The sequence below is a fragment of the Nocardia sp. CDC519 genome (genome assembly GCF_059509835.1).
This window is the reverse complement of sequence record NZ_CM183377.1, coordinates 2616671-2640884: the sequence shown is the minus strand read 5'-3', so window position 1 is coordinate 2640884 and position 24214 is coordinate 2616671. Positions and strand designations below refer to the sequence as shown.

At 66.5% G+C, this 24214-nt stretch carries 19 protein-coding genes; 10 read left to right on the top strand and 9 right to left on the bottom strand.

Features of this window, described 5'->3' with window-relative positions:
* Positions 1-5: 5 nt before the first annotated feature.
* Positions 6-470 (bottom strand): aminoacyl-tRNA deacylase, encoded by a 465-nt coding sequence (locus AC5W7N_RS11870; RefSeq protein ID WP_495923716.1) that lies wholly within the window; start codon positions 468-470, stop codon positions 6-8.
* A 319-nt stretch (positions 471-789) separates the two neighbouring features.
* Here AC5W7N_RS11870 and AC5W7N_RS11865 point away from each other — a divergent pair, with 319 nt between their 5' ends.
* Both AC5W7N_RS11865 and AC5W7N_RS11860 read left to right on the top strand, forming a co-directional pair.
* Positions 790-2970 carry a thiamine pyrophosphate-dependent enzyme gene (locus AC5W7N_RS11865; protein ID WP_495923715.1) on the top strand — a complete coding sequence of 727 codons (2181 nt, stop codon included), beginning with the start codon at positions 790-792 and terminating at the stop codon, positions 2968-2970.
* A gap of 113 nt (positions 2971-3083) precedes the next feature.
* Positions 3084-3560 carry an SRPBCC family protein gene (locus AC5W7N_RS11860; RefSeq protein ID WP_195019600.1) on the top strand — a complete coding sequence of 159 codons (477 nt, stop codon included), beginning with the start codon at positions 3084-3086 and terminating at the stop codon, positions 3558-3560.
* 36 nt (positions 3561-3596) lie between these two features.
* On the opposite strand, the gene AC5W7N_RS11855 is transcribed toward AC5W7N_RS11860, so the two are convergent.
* The 3 genes from AC5W7N_RS11855 to AC5W7N_RS11845 form a co-directional block, all read right to left on the bottom strand.
* Positions 3597-5003, bottom strand: coding sequence for a glycoside hydrolase domain-containing protein (locus tag AC5W7N_RS11855; RefSeq protein ID WP_194991788.1), 1407 nt, complete (start codon positions 5001-5003; stop codon positions 3597-3599).
* A 502-nt stretch (positions 5004-5505) separates the two neighbouring features.
* On the bottom strand, positions 5506-5715 hold the full coding sequence (locus AC5W7N_RS11850; RefSeq protein ID WP_195019601.1) for a DUF397 domain-containing protein: 210 nt from the start codon (positions 5713-5715) through the stop codon (positions 5506-5508).
* Entirely contained in the window at positions 5712-6602 is an 891-nt protein-coding gene (locus AC5W7N_RS11845; RefSeq protein WP_228806829.1) for a helix-turn-helix domain-containing protein, read from the bottom strand. Before AC5W7N_RS11845 ends, AC5W7N_RS11850 begins: the two co-directional genes overlap by 4 nt.
* 283 nt (positions 6603-6885) lie before the next feature.
* On the opposite strand from AC5W7N_RS11845, the gene AC5W7N_RS11840 reads away from it, so the two are divergent.
* Together AC5W7N_RS11840 and AC5W7N_RS11835 are read left to right on the top strand one after the other, a co-directional pair.
* A complete protein-coding gene (locus tag AC5W7N_RS11840; protein ID WP_194991791.1) occupies positions 6886-7071 on the top strand; it encodes a hypothetical protein in 186 nt (61 codons plus the stop codon).
* A gap of 182 nt (positions 7072-7253) precedes the next feature.
* Positions 7254-7448: a hypothetical protein gene (locus AC5W7N_RS11835; protein ID WP_163817444.1), complete on the top strand. Its 195-nt coding sequence runs from the start codon at positions 7254-7256 to the stop codon at positions 7446-7448.
* A 382-nt stretch (positions 7449-7830) separates the two neighbouring features.
* Here the strand turns inward: AC5W7N_RS11835 and AC5W7N_RS11830 are convergent, their stop codons facing one another.
* A complete protein-coding gene (locus tag AC5W7N_RS11830) occupies positions 7831-8781 on the bottom strand; it encodes a hypothetical protein (RefSeq protein ID WP_495923712.1) in 951 nt (316 codons plus the stop codon).
* A gap of 71 nt (positions 8782-8852) precedes the next feature.
* On the opposite strand from AC5W7N_RS11830, the gene AC5W7N_RS11825 reads away from it, so the two are divergent.
* The 4 genes from AC5W7N_RS11825 (at position 8853) to AC5W7N_RS11810 (ending at position 18619) form a co-directional block, all read left to right on the top strand.
* Complete coding sequence (locus AC5W7N_RS11825) at positions 8853-11834, top strand: tetratricopeptide repeat protein (RefSeq protein WP_195019604.1); 2982 nt, start codon at positions 8853-8855, stop codon at positions 11832-11834.
* Positions 11835-12001: 167 nt separating this feature from the next.
* Positions 12002-12331, top strand: a complete 330-nt coding sequence (locus AC5W7N_RS11820) for a type VII secretion target (protein WP_163817450.1) — start codon at positions 12002-12004, stop codon at positions 12329-12331.
* A gap of 85 nt (positions 12332-12416) precedes the next feature.
* Complete coding sequence (locus AC5W7N_RS11815) at positions 12417-17696, top strand: DUF6531 domain-containing protein (RefSeq protein WP_495923710.1); 5280 nt, start codon at positions 12417-12419, stop codon at positions 17694-17696.
* A 683-nt stretch (positions 17697-18379) separates the two neighbouring features.
* A complete protein-coding gene (locus AC5W7N_RS11810) occupies positions 18380-18619 on the top strand; it encodes a hypothetical protein (RefSeq protein WP_194990025.1) in 240 nt (79 codons plus the stop codon).
* 334 nt (positions 18620-18953) lie between these two features.
* On the opposite strand, the gene AC5W7N_RS11805 is transcribed toward AC5W7N_RS11810, so the two are convergent.
* Complete coding sequence (locus AC5W7N_RS11805; protein WP_195007054.1) at positions 18954-19538, bottom strand: TetR/AcrR family transcriptional regulator; 585 nt, start codon at positions 19536-19538, stop codon at positions 18954-18956.
* Positions 19539-19661: 123 nt separating this feature from the next.
* Between AC5W7N_RS11805 and AC5W7N_RS11800 the strand changes: the two genes are divergently transcribed.
* Positions 19662-20420, top strand: coding sequence for a class I SAM-dependent methyltransferase (locus tag AC5W7N_RS11800; protein ID WP_228806220.1), 759 nt, complete (start codon positions 19662-19664; stop codon positions 20418-20420).
* 151 nt (positions 20421-20571) lie between these two features.
* On the opposite strand, the gene AC5W7N_RS11795 is transcribed toward AC5W7N_RS11800, so the two are convergent.
* Complete coding sequence (locus AC5W7N_RS11795) at positions 20572-21237, bottom strand: molybdopterin-dependent oxidoreductase (protein ID WP_194990028.1); 666 nt, start codon at positions 21235-21237, stop codon at positions 20572-20574.
* Between the two features lie 113 nt (positions 21238-21350).
* Positions 21351-22352: an alpha/beta fold hydrolase gene (locus tag AC5W7N_RS11790; protein ID WP_280499676.1), complete on the bottom strand. Its 1002-nt coding sequence runs from the start codon at positions 22350-22352 to the stop codon at positions 21351-21353.
* Between the two features lie 55 nt (positions 22353-22407).
* Here AC5W7N_RS11790 and AC5W7N_RS11785 point away from each other — a divergent pair, with 55 nt between their 5' ends.
* A complete protein-coding gene (locus AC5W7N_RS11785) occupies positions 22408-23256 on the top strand; it encodes an SDR family NAD(P)-dependent oxidoreductase (RefSeq protein WP_194990030.1) in 849 nt (282 codons plus the stop codon).
* Positions 23257-23374: 118 nt separating this feature from the next.
* On the opposite strand, the gene AC5W7N_RS11780 is transcribed toward AC5W7N_RS11785, so the two are convergent.
* A complete protein-coding gene (locus AC5W7N_RS11780) occupies positions 23375-24202 on the bottom strand; it encodes a LysR family transcriptional regulator (protein ID WP_194990031.1) in 828 nt (275 codons plus the stop codon).
* Between the last annotated feature and the right edge of the window lie 12 nt (positions 24203-24214).

The window sequence follows — 24214 nt, the reverse complement described above, 5'->3', positions numbered from 1 at the left end:
CAAGCTCAAATAGTGATGTGCCCGTGCGGATAGCTCGACGTCAGCCGGGCGAAGTCGGCGCCGGAGACGTGCACGAGGGTGCTGTGGTCGCCGCCCTCGAAGTAGATGTCCTCGCGCTGGTCGAGTTGGTCGTCGACCACGCAGGGCACGTGGTAGGGCTCGGCGACCACGGGGATGGCGCCGGTGTCGCAGTCCGGGAACAGCGCCGAGGCCTCCGCCTCGGACGCCAGCCGCACCTTTTCGCCGACCACGTCACCGGTCTCGGCCAGATCGATGAGGCGGTTCGACGGAAGCACGGCGACCATATAGCCGCCGTTCTTCTTCAGCACGACCCCTTTGGCCAGCTGCCGGCCGGGGATGTGCCCGGCCTGTGCGGTTCGGGCCGATGTCGATGTCCTGTCGTGTGTGCTCACGTCGTAATGGACGTGCAGCCCGTCGAGATACTCCCGCATGCTCGTGGCGATGCCCATGATCGTTGCCTCCGTACGTGATGGCTCTTCGACGACCACTGCGGCGGAACCGGCCGACGGAGGAGTCCCTGCCCTCCGGCAGGTCACTTCCGCGCCGTGGGGCGGGGTTGAACAGGGAAAATAATACTCTTGCCCGGCGTCGCCGCCCTCCCCGAAATCGCATACGCCCGCCTGCTACCCGGCCCGGCGCCGACGGTGCGGCCCCGCGCGGCGCGGGCAGCAGGACGCCGGACGGTCGTAGGCTGGCGATCATGACCTGTGACATCGAGCGGTCGCAGCGCTCGGTGATGAGCGCGCGGGACATCGGCGGGGCGCGGGGATGAGTGAGCAGGAGCTCGAGCAGCGGTTCCGAGCCGCGGTGCGGGCGGCCGTGCCCGGGGTGAAGCGGGCTCCCGAGGAGATGGTGGCTCCTGGGATCAGCGCCGGTGGGTGCGTGGAGCTGTTCGATTCGCAGGTGACGAGTCGGCAGCTGGATCTCGCGGCTCGGCGGCTGGGTCGGGCGGGGCTCGGTTACTACAGCATCGGATCCTCGGGGCATGAGGGGAACGCGGCGTTGGCGATGGCGACGCGGGTCGATGATCCGGCGTTGCTGCACTACCGGTCGGGCGCGTTCTTCGTGCAGCGGGCGCGGCAGGTGGACGGGCTGGATCCGGTCCGGGAGGTGTTGCTCGGCGTTGTCGCGGCGTCGGCGGATCCGATCTCCGGGGGTCGGCACAAGGTGTTCGGCAGCAAGGCCGCGGCGGTGATCCCGCAGACCTCGACCATTGCCTCACATCTGCCTCGCGCGGTGGGGTTGGCGTTCGCGCTCGACCGTGGCGTGCGGCTCGGCGTCGCGCGGGAATGGCCGCGGGATGCGGTGGTGCTGTGCACTTTCGGCGACGCGTCCGCCAATCATTCGACCGCGACGGGCGCGATCAACGCCGCCGTGCACACCGCGCATCTCGGTGTGGGTCTACCGATCCTTTTCGTCTGCGAAGACAACGGCATCGGCATCAGCGTGCCGACGCCACCGGACTGGATCGCCACCGCCTACGGTCAGCGGCGGGGCCTGCGGTATTTCGACGCCGATGGGTGCGATCTGCTCGACGCCTTCACCACCGCGAACGATGCTGTGCATTGGGTGCGCACGCACCGCGCCCCGGCTTTCCTGCGCTTGCGCACGGTGCGCCTGCTCGGACACGCCGGTTCCGATGTCGAAACCGCCTACCGAGCTCCCACCGCGATCGCCGCCGACGCCGAGTGCGACCCGGTCGCCGCCACCGCGCGCATGCTGATCACCATCGGAATCTGTACCCCCGATGAGGTTCTGGCTCGATACGACGCGATCGCCGGACGGGTCGCCGAGGTGGCGGAAGATCTCGCGAAGGCCCCGAAGCTCGCTTCCGCGGCACAGGTGATGGCGCCGCTCGCGCCGGCGCATCCCGACCTGGTGCAGGCCGACGTCGAGCGATGCACCGGCGCGGCTGTGGCCACCGGCCCGGCCGAACATCTCCCGCTGACTCTCGCGCAGGGCATCAACCACACCTTGCGCGCCCTGCTCGCCCGCGACAGCGACCTCCTGGTGTTCGGGGAGGACGTCGGCCGCAAGGGCGGGGTCTACGGCGTCACGAAGGGGTTGCGCAAGGATTTCGGGGCGCGGCGCGTATTCGACACGCTGCTGGATGAGCAGAGCGTGCTCGGCACCGCGCTCGGCGCCGGGCTCGCCGGTTTCGTGCCGATCCCGGAAATCCAGTACCTGGCGTACGTGCACAACGCGCTCGACCAGTTGCGCGGTGAGGCTGCGACCTTGCAGTTCTTCTCCGAAGGCCGCTACCGCAATCCGATGGTGGTGCGGGTCGCCGGGCTGGCGTATCAGCGCGGTTTCGGCGGCCACTTCCACAACGACAATTCCGTCGCCGCGCTCCGCGATATCCCCGGCCTCGTGGTGGCGGTACCCGCCCGTGCCGACGATGCTGCCGCGCTGCTGCGCACCTGTGTGTCGGCGGCGAGGGTGGACGGGCGGGTGTGTGTCATCATCGAGCCGATCGCCCTCTATCACCGCCGTGACCTGTACGAATCCGAGGACGGCGGCTGGCTCGCCCCGGCGAGCGCACCCTGGCATGTGCCGATCGGCCGGGCCAGGACTTACGGCGACGGTGCCGACCTGACCATCGTCACCTTCGGCAACGGCGTGCCGATGAGCGTGCGTGTCGCGCGCAGGCTGGCCGCGCGTGGCGTGGACGCCAGGGTCGTCGATCTGCGCTGGCTGGCCCCGCTCCCCCACGACGATCTGCTCCATCACGCCGCGATCACCGGCCGAGTGCTGGTCGCCGACGAGACCCGGCGCAGCGGGGGCGTCTCCGAATCGGTGTTCGCGGCCCTGCTCGACGCCGGATTCACCGGTCGCATCGCCCGGGTGGCCAGCGCCGACAGTTTCGTTCCGCTCGGGCCGGCCGCGAGCACGGTCCTGCTCGACGACACCGCCATCGAGGCCGCCGCCCTCGAACTCGTCTCTCGCTGACGGGTGGGTGGGCACGACGCGCCGACCGGTAAGCGATTGCACCGAATAACGATTCGCGAGCCGCCCACGGGAAATACTCTCGACAGCGACAGCGAACCGCGGGAGGTACACCGATGACGACGACGTCGATGCTCGGCGAAGTGCGGCCGGAACACGATTGCCCCGACGAGCTGGTACTTCTGCACTACCTACGGTCGTTCCGGCATCCTGTGCTCGGGGTGTGGGCGGCCTGCACCGAGGCCCGCCAGCTCGTGCGCTGGTTCGGAGCGGTCTCGGGCACCGGCACCGACCTCGTCATCGAACCCGACGACGGTCCCGTCCCCGGCCCCCTCACCGTGCACATCGACCACTGCTCGGCACCGAACGAACTCCACGCCCGGATCGACGGCGACGGCGCCCTCGAGCTGCGTCTGAGCCAGGTCGGCGTGGTGACCAACCTCGAACTCGTCCGCCGCCACGTCCACCCCGACGATGCCGCGAAGGTCGGCCCCCGCTGGCAATACCTGCTCGACCGTTTCAGCGCCTACCTGAGCACTCAGCCGATGCCGAAGTGGCGTGATTACACCGATTTGGCCACCGAATACCGCTGACGGCGGCGTGGTCGCAGCGGACCCCACCCAATCGGGTCAGGTGGGGTTGCCGAAGCCTTCGATGCCGAGTTTTTCGCCGATGGCGGCGAGGGCTTCGACGACGGTGCGGCCGCCGAGGGCTTCCCAGCCGGGGAAGTCCGCGCCTCGGGAGGTGTCGGGGCCGGCGACCTGGTCGAGGGTGAGGCCGACGTGTTTGTCGAGGTAGTGCAGCAGAGTGCCGACGGTGACGGTGTCGCCTCGGTAGTTGGTGAGGGTTTCTTCGAGGAAGGACATGTCAGCTCCATTCGCGTACTTGGTAATTGCCGCCGAGAAGACGTCCCAGGGGAAGTTCGGGCCGACGTCGGTGTGCGAGCCGACGCCGAGCCCTTCGGTGACCGCGTAGTGGTCGGCGATGCCGGGCCGTCCGGCGCCGAGTTCCGCGGGTGAGATGATGCGCGCCGGGAAGCCGTATCGGCGGCTGTCCTGCACTGCCAGGTAGGCGGCGACGTCGATGGCGCGCCCCATGTTGTCCAGCCACTGCTGCCGCGACCAGGCCGCGCGGCTGCCGGCGAAGCACAGGTTGATCGAACGATTGTTGGCGTCGAGCACCGACCAGGACGCGACGTCGGTGTCGATGACGTCCACCACGGTCACCGAATTGTCGATGGTGTAGTGGTAGGAGACGCCGCTGTTCGGGTTCTGCAGGTAGTTCGCCAGCGATTCGGCGGTGCCGTTGCCTTCCTGGGTGTGCAGCAGCCACCACAGCACCGGCGCGCCTTCCCGGGAGTGCCAGTTCGGGGACACGCCGATCTCGTTGATCTCACGGAATTCGGGGGCGGGCGCCGAGCTCGCCAGCGACCACTGCCCGAAATCGGGTTTCAGCACCGTGTTCACATCGACGGTCACTCCTCCCACTTGTCGGGCGTCGATCTCGATCTGGTGCATGTGCGCGGCGGGATGGTCGACATTGAGGGCCGGGTCACCGGACCAGTTGTGTTGCCAGAACCACCGGGCGACATCGTCTTCCAGCGCCCATTCGATGCAGCGGGCATTGCCGTACATGCCGGTCCATTCGAGTCCGACCACGCTGGCCCAGCCGCGCAGGAACGGCGCGATCAGGTCGTTCCACTGTTGCAGGGTGGGGTTGGCATCGACCGGCGCGTAGATCGGTCGTCGCGGCGGTCCGCCGGCCTCGGTGTGGTAGCGCATGGCGATCTGCGCGTGGTGGACTCCCGCGTCGTAGCCGCCCAGCCAGTCGGAGGTGTCGCCTTTGCCGTACTGGTAGTTGGAGACGATTTCCAGCCCGTGTGCGCGCAGTGCGTCGCAGTAGTCGCGGCGGAGGGGTTTGGCGCCGAAGTTGGTGCCCGGCCGGGATTCTGAGAAGTAGCCGATCACGCCGGCGTATCCGGCGTCCACGATCGCCTGCGGGTCGATCAGGCTCGCTGAGAAGTCCAGCAGTTGCATAACCGTCTCCTTGCTTCTCGTCGAACCGAACTGTGATGACGGTGGAGCTGGGTGGATGCCACTCGACGGCCGGGAAGAGCAGCCGAGCAGCGCCGGGTCGAGCTCTCCGGCATTACCGCAGGTGAAGCTCACTCACGGCCCACCGCCGCGCCTACGGGTACTTCCGGCATCGCCCTGCACTGCCACCGGGGTATCCCGTCGAGATACCCGCAAAACACGTGACGCTGGGGATACGCTGGGCCCGAACAGTTTTCCTGGTGGCGGGTCGCACCCTCAACGATACGAGGTGCGCGCCGATCACGGCCGGGATTTGCCACATCGTATCCAGATGGCAGTGCGGCCGTTCTGACCATGAGACCATCGGTGTTGCCCGAGCACGGTTCTCCGGCGTCAGCCGATCAGATCACCGGCCCGATTCGCCGGGCGGACGCCCGCCGAATCGCCCGCTCGGAGCGCAACGAACGACCCGACGCCGCCCAGCTGATCACTGCTGACTCGAATGTCAGGAGGACCGATCGAACCTGCCCGCTGATATGCCCGTCAAGAAGGCATCCCATTCGTCCGGACCGAAGACCAGCGCGGGGCCGGTCGGGTTCTTCGAGTCACGGAGGCCGACTTTGCCGGAGCCGAGATGGGCGATCTCGACGCACTCCTTGCTTCCGGTGCTGCGGGAGCTCTTGAACCAAACAGCTTCAGACAGATCGACTTTCACGCTGCACGCTCCTTGAGAATCGACTCGATGAGACTGCGAGTATCCCGCTCGTCCAACGCTACCCGACCAATATCGGTGTATGCCGCGCGATAGGTCTCGATCTCCAGCGGCTTGTCCAGGTAGAGGTCGCCCGTGAAGCCCTCGATGAACACCACCGGCGGTTCACTCAGCGCGGGATTCAGGTGCTCAGGAAACTCGATGAACACGAAGTCCTTGTTGATCAGCCCGGCATGGCTCGGCGTGCCCAGCCTGGCCACCCGGATCGACACGTTCGGCAGTTCCCCGGCCTCGAGAAGCCGCTCCAGCTGAGCGGCCATGACCTCAGGGCCGCCCACTTGGCGCAGCAACACCGACTCGCACAGGAGCGCGGAGAAGGCGAAGTTGTCCGAGTCGCGGAGTCGGCTCTGCCGCCGTTCGAGCAGCGCGATCTCGCGCGTGAAGTCGATACGCTGACGCTGCGTCTTCGCGATATCCCACACGGCGTGCCGGTAGTCGGCGGTCTGCAACAGTCCCGGAACCAGGGTCGATTGCCATGTGATCGTTCTGCGCGCCGACTGCTCGAGGCTCACGTACACCTCGACCTCTGGGACCATCGCGTCGACATATGACTGCCACCAGCCCTCCTTCTTGGTTTCCTCCGCCAACCACAGCAACTCGCGCCGCTCCTCCGCGCTCGACTCGTACAGATCACAGAGTGCGTTGATGACCATCCGCTTCACTTCACTGCTGCGACCGGTCTCCAAGCGCCACAGCGTCTGTGTGCCCATCTGAACCCGGCGCGCAGCGAGTGCACGACTCAGTTCGCGTGACTCACGCAATTGGACCAACCGCCGTCCGAGCACTCGTCGCGGCAGGGTCGAAGGACTCGATTCCACGGGCACGAACATCACCTTTCGTTAGCTTCGCTCACCGTCATGTCAACTCAGATGGAACGGTCATTTAACTCGGAGCAACCGGTCCAGGTGGATCAAATTCATTGTGCGCCAATTGCATACAGACACGCCAAAAACACGAAATCTCGGTGTTTACTTACTGCGTGTCCGGCGGTGAATAGGACAGCGCGTCGCGGCCGATGCCCCTCCGTACGGCGCGCCGGGTCCGCACCGCGCATTCGGTGATACCGCCGGGCACTTTCCTTCATCCGTGTTTCGACAGTTGAGAGGTGCAACGATGTTCGGAGATCCCGTGCTCGATCATCAGCGGGTGTCGTCCATGACCGTGGGCGAGGCGCATCGGGTGATGCAGGTGCACATCGACTGCCTGGTCTCGGTCTGTGCGGTCAAGCAGCAGGCGAAGGCGCGGCTGGTCGCGGATCGCCGCATGGTTCCCGCCGACCGTCCGCATATGGGTTTCTGAACCACGCATCCGGAGGCACTCGTGAGCACGTCGCTGCAGCGACGAATCCCCGGCCGGTCCGGGGTCCCGTCGCCGAAACAGCCGCTGAACTGCCCGATCATCACCGATACTCGAACATTGACCCGGTTCGCCGATGCCCTGCGCAACTGGCAGCCCGACGCCGAGAACAGGAGCCGAGGCCAGTGAACGAGCACCCGCACACCGACCGAGCGACCGCCGCGCGACTGCGCTTCCTCACCGCGCGCGCCCGCCGCGCCGGCTACCAACTGATCCCCGTTCCGGACGAGGATCAGTGGGCGTTGCTCGATGCGGCCGACGGCGTCGAGTTGTTCCGCGCAGACCGCCTGGACGGCATCGAGAAGTACTTGAGCGAATAACCCGACCTATGCGATCCACCGTCGAACCAGGCCGAATATTCCGCGCGGAATATTCCCTTCGGTATTCACTGCGAACTACCCGGCGACAATACTTTTCGCGCCCGTTCGGCACTACCGATTCCCGCTGTCCCGCCGGGTATCCACCGCCCGATTTCACATATCGCGTCATGCCCACATGCCCTCGACAAAGGCCACTTTCCGTGACTCGCAGTCAATTCGAATATCTCACTCTGCAAACTTCGCGCGATTCCGCGCCTCCGAGCCCCCGCCGCCGCCCGTTCCCGACCGGTCGAAGACGACGACCTGTACTACCAGCAGCGCAACGAGCGTGGGTGGTTGGTGGAGATCGGGCAGCCGACCGTGCCTATCACCTGCTTCATCCTCAACGGACCCAGCGGTCTCGGGCAGCAGGCCCGAGAACCGCACTGACGATCCCTCCGACCTCGGATTTGGTGAGGTAGTGCGTCGCATCGTGCGGTTTGGCCCCGTTGTCGACCAGGGGCGCGGTGACCGGTAGGACAGTGGAACCGGCCGCGGCCGGGAAGAGTTCGGCGAGATCGACGCGGGCAGCGACGAGATCATCGCGGTCGACGAGGTTGTCCCATCGGGTGACCGCCACAGGAACAGTGGGTGGCGCTGGCCGCAGGAGGTCATAGACGACGGTGCGCAGCCCCAGCGGCGAACCCAAGGTGAGCAGCGCGACCGGATGCTCGCAGTGGTGCAACGCTTCGTAGGCGACCACCGAACCCAGCGAATGACCGATCACCAACCGGGTGTCCGGACCGATCTGCGTGCGCACCCGAGACTGCGCCTCGGCGCGCACCCGTTCATCGCCGAGGTACCGGGTGACCTGCGACAAAGCGCGCCACACAGTGCGGCCGGCCACCCCGACGCCGAGCGGTGCGAACCAGCGAAGGGCCGCCAACCCGTTCAACGCCGGACGCAGCGCCGAACGCGCTCCCTGCGCTTCACCGTGCGGATCGAGTTGCCCCAGCCGGCGCGCAGCCTCAGCGCGATCACGCGGATCCGCCGCGAATGCCGCCGCATTCTCGAGCAACGCTCGGGCGAGGCTCTCGGTGAGCTCCGCTGCGACATCGTCGCCGGGATCGGATGACGGGCCGCCCTGTGCGCCCGCGCTGAGGAAGAGATCGCCGTAGTAGGCCATGCGGGTGTCGATGCGGCCGTCGGCCCGGTGCCGCCACAACAGATCCGCCAACGCATGAGCACCGCTGGTCCGGACGCCGCCGGCGAGCGCGGGCAGCCACGCGGCTTCCAAGGTGTCGGCGGAGTACTGCTCCTGCGCGATCCCGTGCACGAGCACGATCGTTGCCATCGCCAGTCCCTAACGAGCCAGATGAATGGATTCGGTTGTGCCGCAGCACCCCCGGCCTTCATAGTGGCATAGTGGCGAATCGGGTAGCGCTGATCGTGGGATCGCAATGCGCCGCGCTGCCCCCGCGGAACTTCTTCGAAGAACTGGCCGCCGAGTTCCACTCCGCCGTGACCCGGCGAGGCGGCTGGCAACCGGTGATCGACACCGGGCTGGTGCTGAATCCCACCGTCACGGAGCTGAAAACGGCGATCAAGCGGGCATTCGCAACAGCCGACGCGTCGAACGCAACCCTGCTGCTGTTCTTTCTCGGGCACGGGACATCCTCTGGCACCGCCGATTTTCGCCTGCTGGCCCAGGACTCGCCGGCGCGAGGCGCGGACTCCGACACCGCCATCCATCTGACACAGACCATCAGGGAACGCCTCGGCGAATACCCGTCGCTGGATGGACTCATCGTGCTCGTGGACGCCTGCGAGGCAGGCGAAGCCGTGGCGGGCGCGGGATCGCGCTGGCCGGAGATGCTGGCCGTGGATGGCCGATTCGAACTGCTGGTCGCCTCGGGCGACCACAACGCCTACGACGGATGCTTCACCCGCACCCTCCTCGACATGTTCGACGCCGGAATGCCGACCGCCGGCTCGCAGCTGCTGTGCGCGGACTTCGTCGACGCACTGGCTCAGCGATGCCCGAGGCAGATCCCGCACCACACCTCCCACACCCGAGGCTCGCCGATCCGGACGAACCTCGGCGACCGGGGGCTGTGGCTGGTGCCCAACCAAGCGCTGCATCGCCATGCCGTCACCGGCCACGCAGCGGCGGGGTTCGTCGATCAGCTCACCACCGCAGTGCTGATCACCACCACTGTCCGCGAGGCGCTCCAGGCCATACTGGATGCCCGGCCCGCGCCCCTACGGTTGGTGCACGGTCCCGCCGGCGCAGGCAAATCAACAGTTCTGTCGCTGTTGATCCGCCCGAATCTCGTGGACGAGCTGGACATCAACGAAAGGTACGTCACCGCCGCGGTCTTCCTCGACATCACCAGCACCCTCGATTCGCTCACCGCCGACATCGTCGACCAGCTGCATGGCAGAGTGCCCGGCTACACCGCCGCACGTGAGGCTGCGCAGAACGAACTCACCAGTGCGGAGCGAGCGAACCTCACCGGTTTCGATGTCGACATCGCGCGTGCATTGCGCCGCTGCCGGCGACGCGTCACCGTCGTCATCGACGGCCTCGACCAGCCCGAGCCGGGGGCGCGAAGCATCATTGTCGCAGCCATCCGGCAACTGACGACGGACCACCCGGACCGCCCGCCTGTGCATGTCATCGCGGGCGTCCGCACGGGTACCGAGCCCGACACCGGCGGCGAACTGCGTCACGCTACCCGTATCCATGTCGCCGCCCCGACCCGCACCGACCTGCAGGATGCCCTCGCCGCCAGAGGGATCCGCGATGCTTCCGCAACGCTCGACCACCTGGTGGAAGCCCTCGATGCCGGCGGCTGGCTCCTCGGAAGGCTGCTCACCGAAATCGCCGCCGAGGACGAAGGCGCCCTGCCCGGGCAGGCCGGTCTCAGCGAGCTCATCAGGGTCAGACTGGAGATCGCCGAACGCCGTTGTGCCGATCGGGGCATCCTCGACGCCACCATACGGATCCTGCTCGCCGCCGGAATCGGGCCGAGCCTGCCGATTCCGGTGCTCCGATCGGCGCTGCTGGCCCTCGGGGCCGACCTACCGCTGGCGCGAATCCGAGACCTGCTCGTCGAGCTGGGTTCGCTCATCGCTCGTGGGCGCCCTGGCCTGCCGGAAGAAACGGTCGGCATCATCCACTCCGAATTCGCGTCCGCGTTGACCGGTGTCCTGGGGCCCGGCGGTTCCGACGACAGGCGCATCCATCGCGCGATCATCAGTGCGCTCGAAACTCAGCTCGACGCACCGGATGCCGTGCCCACAGCTGCGATCGCCGCCTACGCGCGATCATCGCTGCCACGCCACCACCTCGCGGCGGGCGACTCGGCGGCCGCGCTTGCGGCGTTGTCCCTGGCCGATACCGACCGGGCCGCCGACAATCACCAGCGCTGGGCAGCATGGTTGCCGGAGTTCGAGAAAGCGCTGGGAGCCGACCATCGCGATACTCTCCGACTCCGCGCGGGGATTGCCACATGGCTCGGCGACAGCGGGCATGTCGCCGCCGCCGTAGCGCGGTTCGGCGCTGTGCTGGCCGCGCAGGAGCGGGTTCTCGGCCAGGACCATCCGGATACCCTCGATACCCGCGGTGAACTGGCTCAGTGCAGCGGTGACGCCGAAGCGGCCGTCGCGCAGTTGACAGCGCTGCTGACCGATCGGTTGCGGGTGCAAGGCCGCGATCATCACGCCACCGTCGCGACGATCCGAGCTCTGGCATGGTGGCGCGGCCGTTCCGGGGATTACACCGGCGCGCTCGGCGATCTCGACGCTCTTCTCGATACCCGATTGCGGGTGCTCGACCCGCTGCACCCCGAGATCTTGTCCCTGCGCGGTCTCGTCGCGTCGCTGCACGGCAAGAGCGGACAGCCCGAACAGGCTGTGCGCGGCTTCACGACGCTACTGGCCGACCGGACGGCTTCACTCGGGCCGGACCATCCCGACACTCTCACGACGAGAAGCGATCTCGCCTACTGGCTGGCCCGTACCGGTGACGTCGACAGCGCGGTCGGCCACTACCGCATCCTGCTCGAACAGCGGCAACGGGTGCTCGGGGCCGATCATGCCGACACTCTGCGGACACGCGCCAGCCTCGCCTTCTGGCACGGGGCGAGCGGTGACCCGCAGGGAGCCGTAGCGGAGTACCGGCAGCAGGTTTCGCAGCGGCGCCGAATCCTCGGGCCCGATCACCCGAAAACGCTGCTCGCGCAGGAGAATCTGGCCGCATGGCTGGGTCTCGTCGGCGATACCGAAGGTGCGGTGACCGAGTACGAAGCGCTGCATGTGCGGCGCCTGCGGCTTCTCGGACCGGACCACCCGGACACTCGCCAGGCCGAGCGCGGCCTCACGTTCTGGCGCGAGGCCAGGTAGACAGCATCGCCGGGCGCTGTGGTCGCCGGTGCGGGGTGGCGGCCCGGGTCCGGCCCGAACCCCGTCGACGGCGACGACCTGCACTACCAGCAGCGCAACGAGCGAGGTTGGTTGGTGTAGATCGGTAATATCGACGAACAGTTCTGTAGCTAGACGGGGGGATGTCGATGTCCGACGCACAGCCGGTGCAGGTTCAGCCCGACGAATTGCGCACCCACGCCTCGAATGTCGAGGGCTTGAACGGTCCGATGGGGCAGGCGGTGGAGGCTGCCAAGGCTGTTTCGGCGCCGTCGGACGCGTTCGGCAAGTTGTGCGCGTTTCTGCCGCCGTTGTTCGTCGATTCGGTGGAGACCGAGGGGATCACCGCGTTGGAGACGGCGGTGACGGCCTTGACCGAGGACGCGGCGAAGCTGCGGGCGGCGGCGGATTCGTTCGCCCAGGCGGATGATTCGAATTCGGCGGCGGTGCGGGCGGCCGGTAGTGGGGTGTCGCAGTGACCGGTTTTGCTGGACTGGTCTCGCGTGATTGGCGCGCGGCCGGGGCGCTCGCCGTGCCATCTTCCGCCGGTCACGGGGAGTCGCAGTGACCGACACGCAGTCGAACCCGCTGATCGCCGCCCCCGAGGATTCCACCGAGTGGTATTCCGGGGTCACGTTGTTCGAGTCGGTCGCCGATGTCGGTGATGCGATCTCGTCGGGGTCGTGGATCGAGGCCGGGGTCGGGATCGCGGCCGCCGGGCTCGAGGTCGCCTCGATGGTGGTGGATCCGTTCGGGACGCTGGCCGGGTTCGGTGTCGGTTTCCTGATCGAGCACGTCGAGCCGTTGCAGGATGCGTTGGATTGGGTGGCCGGCGACCCCGATCAGATCACCGCGTATGCCAAGACCTGGGAGAACGTCGCCACCCAGGTCAGTGCGGCTGTCGACACCCACAAGCAGGCGGTCGCGGCGGATATCGCGAATTGGTCGGGTGCGGCGGCGTCGGCGTATCGGGCGCGGGCCGCGGAAACCTCCGATGCACTGGCGGCAGCCGCCGCGGCGGCGACAGCGGCATCGCAGGCGATCGAGATGGCCGGCGGGATCGTGGCGGCGGTGCGGATGACGGTGCGCGACATCGTCGCCCAAACCGTCGGCCGGCTGGCGGTCTGGGCCGCCGAGGCGGTGTTCTCCCTCGGCACCGCCACACCGATCATCGCCGCCCAGGCAGCGACATATGTGGCGAAGACGATGGCCACCATTGCGCGGCTGTTCTCCAAGGTCGCCTCCACCTTCGCCAAACTGAAACCACTGCTGGCGAAGCTGAAGGATGCGTGGAAGGCCATCACGAAGGTCCTCGGCAAAACCGGAAAGAACAGCCCGAGCAGCACGAAGAAAACCTCCACCGACACCACCACCGCCTCGACCGACACCCCGACCAAGCCGAAGGACACCGACACTCCGAGCAAGCCGGGCGACAAATCTCCCGACACCAGCACGGCCTCCACCGATACACCCTCCAAGACCGGTGATCCGGAACGCACTCCAGATCAACCGGGCAAACCGCAGGACCAGGCCAAAGCCGACGACGGCGTCGGCGACAAGGCCACCGAAGGCGGGCCGAAGAACACCCAGGACGCCAAGGACGTCACCGAATGCAACGACCCCGTCGACGTCGCGACCGGTGAATTCCTGCTCCCGGAAACCGATCTCGAACTGCCCGGGGTGCTCCCGCTGGTGTTGCTGCGGCGGCACCGTTCGAGCTACCGGTTCGGGCGCTGGTTCGGCCCGTCCTGGTCGGCGACCCTGGACATGCGCGTCGTCGTCGAAGACGACACCGTCACCTTCATCGGCGAACACGGCCTGCTGCTGGTCTACCCGCACCCCGAAGTCGGTAAGCCGGTCCTGCCCCGCAACGGCGGCCAACGTTGGCCGATGTCACGCACCGAGGTCGGCGGCTACCGCGTCTACGACCCCGACCGGGAACTCACCTGGCACTTCACCCCCGCCCCCGCCCTCGGCGGGCTCGATGCGCTCCTCGGCAACTACGCCATCTCCGCGATCACCGACCGCCACCACAATCGCATCCGCTTCCACTACGACCGCGACGGCGCACCGGTGGAAATCACCCACACCGGCGGGTATCGGGTGCGGGTGAGTACCGAGGACGGGCGCGTCACCGCACTCGCGGTGGTCGGCCCTGCGCCCGCGACCGGTGCGGGCAGCGCCGACAGTGGTAGCGCCGCTACCGACGCGAGCCCAGGTGCCGCCACGCACCGTGGGCACGCCCAACCCGGCGCAGCCCACGACAGTGGCGGGGCCAGAAGTGAGTCCCTTGAAACCGGCGCAGGCCGTAGCGGCGGCGATCCCGGCGGCACTGACCCCACCGACTACGACAGTCACGCCCGCGGCGCCAACAACTACAGCGCCAGCACCAGCAGCAGCAGCGGCGGCAGCACGACCAGCAGCGACAGCAGCAGCAGCAGCAGCAGCGGCACAACCACCAGCAGCGGCGGCAGCAGCAGCAGCAGCAGCAGCAGTAGCGGCAGTAGCAGCGACAGCGACAGCGACAGCGACAGCGACAGCGACAGCGACAGCGACAGCGAGATCCTCACGCAGGTGCGGGCTTTCGCCTACGAGGCCGGTGAGTTGGTGTCGGTCACCAACGGTGTCGGCGCCACCACCCACTACTCCTACGACGACGCCCATCGCCTGACCGGCTGGACCGATTCCAACGGCAACCGCATGCTCAACACCTACGACACCGAAGGCCGGGTCGTAGCCCAGCACGGCAACTCAAACATCCTCAACGCCACCTTCGACTACTTCACCACCCCCGACCAGTCGATGTCGCGCACCATCCACACCGATTCCCTCGGCGCAGCGACCACTTTCCTCTTCAACACCGACCTTCGGCTGATCGAACATATCGACCCCGCCGGCGCTCGCACCCGCACCGACTACGACGACAACCGCCGCCCCACTCGAGTCATCGCCCCCGACGGCGCCGTCACCACCTACCACTACACCCCAGCCGGGGACCCCTACCGCATCACGCGCCCCGACGGACTGTCCATCGACATCGCCTACCAGGCACACAACCGGCCCGTCGCGATCACCAACGTCGACGGCACCGTCACCCGGCAGGAGTGGGACCCCGACGGCAACCTGGCCGCCACCATCGACCCCGCCGGCCTACGCACCACCTATACCCACCACGCCTCCGGTGCGGTCGCCACGGTCACCGAGCCCATCGGCGCCGTCACGCGCGTCGAGGTCGATTCCGCAGGTCTTCCGGTCCGGGTCACCGATCCGCACGGCGCTGTCACCACCATCGAGCGCGACCACTTCGGCCGCCCGATCACCGTCACCGACCCACTCGGCTCGGTAGTCCGATACGTGTGGTCCGGCGAGGGCAAACTGATGCGCCGCATCGACCCCGACGGCGTCGGCGAATCCTGGATCTGGGACGGCGAACTCAACCTCACCGCCCACGTCAACCGCGCCAACGGCATCACCCGCTACACGTACGGCGCCTTCGATCTCCTCACCGCCCGCACCGAACCCGACGGCGCCATGACCCACTACCAGTGGGACACCCAGCGTCGCCTCACCGCCGTCGCCAACCCCATCGGCCAGACCTGGCACTACCGCTACGACCCGGCGGGGCGTCTCGTCTCGGAAACCGACTACACGGGTGCCACCACCCACTACACCCACGATGTCGCGGGCCGCGTCGCCACGGTCACCCCCGCCACCGGCGTGACCCGCCATCACACCCACGACGTGCTCGGCCGCCTCACCTCGATCACCGCCGACACCGGCGAATGGATCCACTACACCCACGATGTGGCCGGCCGGTTGAAGACCGCCGTCTCCGGCACCGGCGAAACCCGCACCCACACCCTCCAATTCACCCACACCCCCACCGGCCGACTCGCTTCTCAACAGGTCGACGACGAACCACCCATGGTCTTCACCCACGACCAATTCGGCCGCCGCACCACCCGCACCACACCCTCCGGCGGCCACACCACCTGGACCCACGACGCCACCGGCCGCGTCACCCAGATGACCACCGACGGTCACTCGATCTCGTTCACCCACGACCCCCTCGGCCGCACCACCGGCTGGCGCATCGGCAACATCTCCATCGACCGAGCCTTCACCCCCGTCGGCCACACCACCCACCAGATCGTCACCGCCCACCTACCGTCCGCCGAGCCGACGCCCAGTTCGAACCCCTGGAACCCCCAGCCAGATCCCAGCCGATACCCGGCCACCCCACCCGGATTCACCACCCAGCCCTCCAGCAGCGGATCAGCAGCCGCCCCGAGCTCGACGTCTGGCGGGTACGCCGCACCCACTCACCACGGTTACCCCGCCGCACAATCCACCGAGTTCCCGCCTCAGCCCGCAACGCACTACCCCCTCGGCACCTCCCCCAGCAACGAGCCCCCACTACCGCCCACCGCCGCAAGCCCAGGCCCCCGCCTCCTCCGCCGCGATGACTACACCTGGCGCCCCGACGGCTACCTCACCACCCACACCACCACCCACCCCGGCTCTGTCACCGACCACCGCGAATACACCCTCGACCCCATAGGCCGAGTCACTCGAATCACCCGAAACGGCACCCCCACCGAGCAATACACCTACGACCACCTCTCCAACATCACCTCCGGCGGCGTCCTCACCCCCGACCCCACCACCCCCGGCCCGTCCGGCCACCACCCCACAGCCCCCGCCAACCCGCACCAGGGATACCCCACCCCACCGGCGCCCCCGGCCAATCCACCCCCACCCCAACAAAACTCACCCACCCACGGCCGCCGCGAGTACCACAACAACCTCCTCATCCGAGACGGCCGCCACCAGTACCATTACGACCCCGCCGGCCGCCTCATCCGCAAAACCACCACCCGCCCATCCCGCAAACCCGACGTCTGGCACTACCGCTACAACGCCTTCGACCAACTCACCGACGTCTACACCCCCACCGGCCAATGGTGGCACTACACCTACGACGCCCTTGGGAGGAGAACAACCAAGCAGCGTTTTACGAATGCTCGAGCGCAGGTCACCGTAATCAGATTCGAATGGGACGGAGCCACGCTGGTGGAAGCTTATTCAGATTACGTCTATTTATGGACCTACCATCCCGGCAGCCCATTTGCGGTTACGCAGACAATTTCCAGAAAAGTCGCGAACCCCATCAGCCACGGGGTAATAGTTGCCGACAATTCCGGCACTCCATTAGCACTGATCGACGCCCACACTTGTTCTATCATTGGTGAGGCCAAAACCAGCCTCTGGGGCACGACCGCGTGGCGTGGAACGGCCGAGAGCCCACTTCGCTTTCCTGGTCAGCAGTACGACTACGAAAGTGGGCTTCACTACAATTTCCACCGATATTACGACCCAGAAACCGCACGGTACACGTCAATAGATCCATTTGGCCTACTTCCTTCTCCAAATCCACTGGCGTATCCGACGAACCCACTGGTGGAGTTCGACCCACTCGGCTTAACCCCGTGCCGAATAGAGCGGATCAAGATGATGCTCGGTCGCGCAGGAATGAGCGTCAGAGACTATGACATTCAATATGCCCCAGATATCGAGGAACGCCTCGGTGGCGGTAGGACCGTCTTCGGCAACTCACCTCACAACTCGGATGGAACGCCATATCTTGGTTCACGAGGACGACCACTGATAGAGTTGAGCGAGTCCGCTTTCAGATCCGATGAAACACTGATCACGACCATCTTTCATGAAATCTACCACCACCAACAGTTCAGGATGAGTGCGATAACCGTAGGCGGACCGGAGCACGCTGCGGAAGACTTCGGCCGTTCGATGTATCAGACCTTCCTTCGCAGGACGGGATAGCTGATGGACGACTACACGTGGACCGGATACGATGGCGAGGAGAAGGAAGCCTTAGGCCGTACTGGAATAAGCGATCTTGGACCCGAGAGAAATTGCCCTCACTGCGGACGACATTCGGTCCGATGGTATTACCACGAAATGTCCAGATTCGCAGGGCGAGCGGAAATAATTGAGTGGTGCGCAAGTTGTCGTCGGTACGCCACATCGATGATCGGGTCAGCATCTGAGAGGTTCTCGATCTCCGATCCACCAATTGGCGAAACCCTCAAGGAAATGATTGAGAAAAAGTCTCCGCGCGCATTTCTGTGGAAGCTCGATGACAAGTGGACACGCGGAATTCTCCCACAATCGGTCGTTCCCAAATGATTGGTGCGTCACCGACCGGCCCCTAAACAGGGCCAAGTCGGGCGCTACAACCCACTCTGACCACCTACGTCTACCGGAAGGTATTCGATTTGCTCGACAGGGCGTATTCAGCAGGATTGGCTTGATGTCCGGTTTTTTACCGAGCTCGCGATCGTGGAGTTCGAGCCGATTTAAATACCGCGCCAGAGATTGAGAGAACAAATTAGCAAGAATGTCTCGCATAAATTACCGCCGGAACAGCACCGCGTCTGCCAAGAACCGACCAGATGGATCGCCGCGATCAACCCTCGGACTCGAATTCGGATGAGGAAGTTTCAGTGACCGAGTTGGACCCAGAATCAGTTGACAGCTTGGATTTGTTAATCACATTCGCCAGAGCGACATCGACCGGTATGAGCGAGAATCCCGATGTATACGCCAACATGCTCGCTTCCGACCTGCTCGAGAGTCTTGCAGCATGGCTCGAAGACGCACACGGAACCCGCGGCGATATCGAGACTTTCAACCCCTGGAGGTTTTTCGCACGCGCACTGAATGCAGGTGTGAAGTATGAATAGGACAATGAAAATGGGGTGGTCATCGTTCGGGTTCGATACCCCAAACAAACTCGGCGTGCGTGCACTCTGGACTGAACGTGAAATAGATAAGGATGAAGGTACCACTCGTAACGCTGATCGCTGAAGCGACAGAAAGGATTTCGACCACTACGCGACATCAACTTCGGAAAGCGAAATCGCTGCCCTGACTGAAGACGATGACGAAGTTCTGATCGCACATAGCGTTTGGTCTGTTTCCGTCCGGTAGCCGTTCTCGCAATTGCGGGATCCCTTCAACGCGACCGCCCTGCTGCGTCATATCGCTCAGCAGTCCCCAAACCACTCCGCACACCCACTAAAGAACCCCTGCGAGCACGGCCTCCACCAGTTTCTCGATCGCCTGGGTGGTGGGCGGGGAATCCCGGTCGGCGTGTAGGAGGTTTCCACCGCCGACCAGGGAGAGGGTGAGGGAATCGATGTCGGCGTCGGGGGTGATGCGGCCGAGCGTGCGTTCGGCGGTGAGGTAGGCGGCGACGGCGTCGGTGGCGTGGCCGAGGATGGCGATGCCGCCTCCGGGGCGGGCTCGGCGGAGGCGGGCGCGGAGTTCGTCGCGGAAGGTGATGAGCGGGATGATCGCCACCGGGACCGGGCCGAAGAGGACCGTGAGTGCGGATGCGAGGTTGCCGGTTACCGTGCCGGTGCCGGCGGAGGCCCGGAGCGAATCTGCTTGCGCCTCCAGTTGTGCGGCGCGGTCGAGGACGAGATCGGTGAGGAAGGCGTCGAAATCGGCGAAGTGGCGGTGCAGCACGCCCTTGGCGCATCCGGCCTCATCGGTGACGGCCCGGCTGGTGAGTCCGTTCGGCCCGTCGCGCAGCAGGATGCGTTCGGCCGCATCGAACAGTTGCTGCCGCGCGTCACGCAGATGTACTCCAGTGGGCACTCGAGACTCCTCACGAACGAACACGTTGCCAGGTGGGCAACCGCCCACTAGTGTGGGCACATGCCCACTCTACCTCGGGAAGAACCCGAATCAGCAGCACCGCAGCCGCATCAGACTCGGGCGATGGCGGAATCATTCGGTGTGGACGCGCCCGGCTACGACCGGGCACGGCCCCGGTACTCCGATGCCCTGGTGAACCGGATCATCGCGGGCAGCCCCGGGAGCGCGGTGCTCGATGTCGGCTGCGGCACCGGCATCGCGGGACGGCAGTTCCAGGCCGCGGGCTGCACTGTGCTCGGTGTCGAACCGGATGCACGGATGGCCGAGTTCGCGCGTGCTAGTGGGCTGCCGGTGGAGGTCGCCACCTTCGAGGCCTGGGCGCCGGATGGGCGCAGCTTCGATGCTGTCATCGCGGCACAGTCCTGGCATTGGGTGGATCCCGCTGTCGGCGCGAAGAAGGCGGCACAGGTGCTGCGGCCAGGTGGGCGACTCACCATCTTCGGGCATGTCTTCGAACCGCCACCCGAGGTCGCCGAACCGTTCGCCGCCGCCTACCGTCGCGCCGTGCCGGACTCCCCGTTCGCCGACCAGCCGGCCCGGCGGTCAGTGGAGATGTACGAGGCGATGTATGCGAAGTTCGCCGAAGCACTGCATTCCACCGGCGCCTTCACCGAGCCCGAACACTGGCGGTACGACTGGGAGCAGCCGTACACCCGCGCGGAATGGCTGGCGCTACTTCCCACCACCGGCGGCCTCACCCGGCTCGGCCCTGGTCAGCGGGCCACGATTTCGACGGCCGTCGGCGCGGCGATCGATGCACTGGGCGGCGGGTTCATGATGCAGTACAGCACACTGGCGGTGTCCGCGGTCCGTACCGTTTGATCAGGGGGCCGAGCACACCTACTCGGCGGCGGCACACGAGTGCGTTATCGCGAAAACCCGATCACCCGGCCGGCACAATCCAGCCTGCCGGCCACCTGACATGGCCGTCGCAAAGTTCAGCCGCAGCAGCGCCGACCCACCGACCAGACCCCTACCCCTCCGCACTCCCCCGCGCACTGAGCCGGCGAATCGGCCCGATCAACGACCGATACACCGGCCGCACTACCCGACCCGGCAGATGCCGGTGGCGTTCCTCCTCCCACACTCGTGCCCTCGGGTGTGAGGCGAGGGGGGACCATCGGTCGGTCACCGGGGGTGTGGAGGTGTGTAATTCGATGCGGCAGAGGTGTTTTGTGTTGATGAAGCCGTATTGGCGGGGGCTGACGAGACGGACGGGGGCGCCGTGGTCGCTGTTGAGCGGTTGGCCGTCGAGGCGGTCGGCGATGAGGACGTCGTCGGCCAGGGCGTCGGCGAGTTCCACGGTCGATTGGAAGCCGTCGAGACCTTCGAAGATGAGGTGGCTGATCGAGGTGCCCGGTTCTAGCCGCGGCTCGATCTGCGAGCGGTAGAAGGTGCCGAACGGCACCCCTTCCCACAGCAGGCCGGTGGCCGACCAGCCGGCGACGCAATGGAAGTCGGAGCGCTGCTCGCGGCGCGGCATCGTCGCGAGATCGGCCACCGACACAGTGAAGGGCTCGGCTACCACGCCACCGATCTCGATGGCCGGATCGACGGGCACCGCCGGGGGCGGGTGGTGGAGATGGGTACCGAAGCGTGGGAACCCGTCGACAGCACGTTGACCAGGGGGAAGTGTCATGGCGAGCCTCCATCTATACGGCACCGTATATGATTGGGAGACTACTCCGCGTCCGCAGCTGCGTCGAGTGTCGGCTACGGCACACCTGCCCGGTCTCGAGCAGGCGCCCGCATCTATGCCGAGGTCGAACGTTCCTCGGCGAATTCCCCGGCGACCCCGAGCCCACGCAGGCTCTCGAGCAGGAAGGCATTCACCGCATCGGAACGCTCCAGCTGAACCAAATGCCCCGCGCCATCGACTTTTTCGACAGCACGCAGGTCGGGGACGTGCGCCCGCATGGTGTCGAGCGGGTCGCGGCCGCTGAAGCCCTCCATATCCGGGTCGTTCTCGCCGTAGATGAAGTACACCGGGACACCTGCCGAGGCGCCGGCGTAGTCGGCGGTCAGTTCCCAGTTGCGGTCGATGGCGCGATACCAGCTCAGGCCGCCGGTGAAACCGGTACGTTCGAAATCGGCTGCGAGCGTGTCGAATTCTTTGGACGACAGCCACTTCCAGGGCAGTGACGGCGCTTCCGGGAGTGCCTCGAGATAGCTGATGCCGGGCGGGTTACGCCAGGTGTCGAGGTAGTGGTAGTCGCCGCTGAGCGCGTAGTACACGCGGGAGAGGAATTCGCGCGGACGGGCGGCCAACGCAGTGTCGGCGACGCCGGGCTCGCGGAAGTATTCGAGATGCAGGAAGTGCCTTTCGGCCATCTTCGACCAGTAACTCGACGGCACCCGCGGCGCGCGCGGGGTGAACGGGTTGTTCAGCACCACCAGACCGCGCACACGCTCAGGTGCGCGCAATGCCAGCTCCCACAGCAACGCCGCACCGAAATCCAGGCCGACGAAAACGGCATGTTGCGCGCCGATGTCGTCGAGCAGAGCGAGAAGGTCGCCGATGACGGCTTCGTTGGTGTAGGCGTCCACACCGTCGGGGATGTCGCTGCGACCGTATCCGCGCATGTCCGGGGCCAGTGCACGGAAACCCGCGTTCGCCACGGCTTCCATCTGCCGATGCCAGACGAACCAGGTGTGCGGGAAACCGTGGCAGAACACCACCGGATCGCCCGCACCCTGCTCCGCCACGTGCAACCGCACGCCATTGCCCGTCACGAACCGATGAGCTACTTCCACGACAACCTCCCGAACACTAGAACGCGTTTCAGTTTCACGGTAATGTCCCGGGACCGTGAGCGGAATACCTGCACAACTGAGCGGCCGGGTCGCGGTGGTCACCGGCGCCAGCCGTGGCATCGGTAAAGGCATCGCCCTCGAGCTGGGCGCGGCCGGCGCGACGGTGTACGTCACCGGGCGGTCGACCACGCCGGGACGGCTGCCCGGCACCGTAAACGACACCGCCACCGAGATCGATGCGCTGGGCGGCACCGGTATCCCCTACATCTGCGATCACCGCGACGACGACGCGGTGCAGCGGCTGTTCGAGATGGTACGCGGCGAGCAGGGCCGGCTCGACCTGCTGGTGAACAACGTCTACAACTCCCCGGCCGCCGCCCGCTGGCTGGGCAAACCGTTCTGGGAGGTGCCGCCGACGGCCTGGGACGAGACCTTCGACGTCGGCGTGCGCTCCCACTACGCGGCCAGCGTTTACGCCGCGCCCCTACTGCGTGAATCGGGCGGATTGATCGTCAATATCTCCTCCCCCGGCGCCGAACGGCATATGCACAATGCCGTCTACGGCGTCGCCAAGACCGCCCTGGATCGGCTCACCGCCGATATGGCGCACGAACTGGCCGCGGACGGTGTCACGGTCGTCTCGCTGTGGCCCGGCATTGTGAATACCGAGCTGTTGCAGATGATTCCGCGCGACGCGGAGGGCAAACGGCGGGTCACGCTGCCCGGTGAGGGCAGTTTCGATCTGGATGCCGCGGAATCACCGCGGTTCCCTGGCCGCGCGGTCACCGCGCTGGCCGCCGATCCCGATCGACAGCGCCGCTCCGGCCGCGCCTTCCGGGTCGCCGACCTCGCCGAGGAGTACGGGTTCACCGACATCGATGGACGCGTACCGCGCGCGGACTGATCACGACCCGGTGCCGAAGCAGATCACCTCGGGCAGTCGGCGAAGCGCTGATCTCGAGCACTCGCCTGTCGACCGTTTCGACCTCGAACGTCCACGAGGTCGCCGGCACTCTGTCCGCTCAGGCGACCTCGAGAAACCGGCGCACGGCCCGCGACGGTTCGGCCCGCCACGCCACCCGCACCCGTGACGGCGGCGCGTCCGGTAGGTCGCGATACACCACCCCGGGGTGCGGCGCACGCACCCGGGCAAGTTCGGGAACGACACCGATGCCGCGTCCGGCGGCCACCAGCTCGATCCACTCGTCGAAGTTGGTGCAGGTGATGACCGGGCGCGCCGGGTCGGGCGGATCCCAGGATGCAGCGGTTGTCGTCCCGGAGATGGTATTGACCACCAGCGGCTCATGGGCGAGGCCGGCCCAGCGTAGTCCGGTGGCGGTGGCCAGTGGGGAGGCGGAGGCGACCGCGAGTACCCGGCGTTCGGTGGCGATCGGACGGGAGCGGAGGTGCCGGGGCAGGCCGTTGCCGGTGCGGTAGATGGCGATATCGATGGTGCGTTCGGTGAGCGCGGTGAGTGGATCGTCGATGCGACGCAGCGCGATGCGCCCGCCGAGTTGCTCGAAGCGGGTGCGGGTTTCGGTGAACCATTCGTCCGGCAGCAGCCAGGAGAAGCCGAGTTCGACGGCGCTGCGGCTGCCCAGGTCGGCGCGGACCGCGTCGACGTCGGCGAGGATGCCGCGGCCGCGATCCAGTAGTTCCCGGCCCTCGTCGGTGAGGGCGAAGTGTCGCGAGCTGCGCTCGATCAACCGGCATTCGAGCAGGCGCTCGAGCTGCTGGATGGTCCGGGTCAGCGCCGGCTGGCTCAGGTGCAGGCAGGCGGCGGCGCGGGTGTAGTTGGCTTCCTCGCACAGTGCGACGAAGGCCCGCAGGTGGCGCAGCTCGACATCCATGCGTCCAGCGTA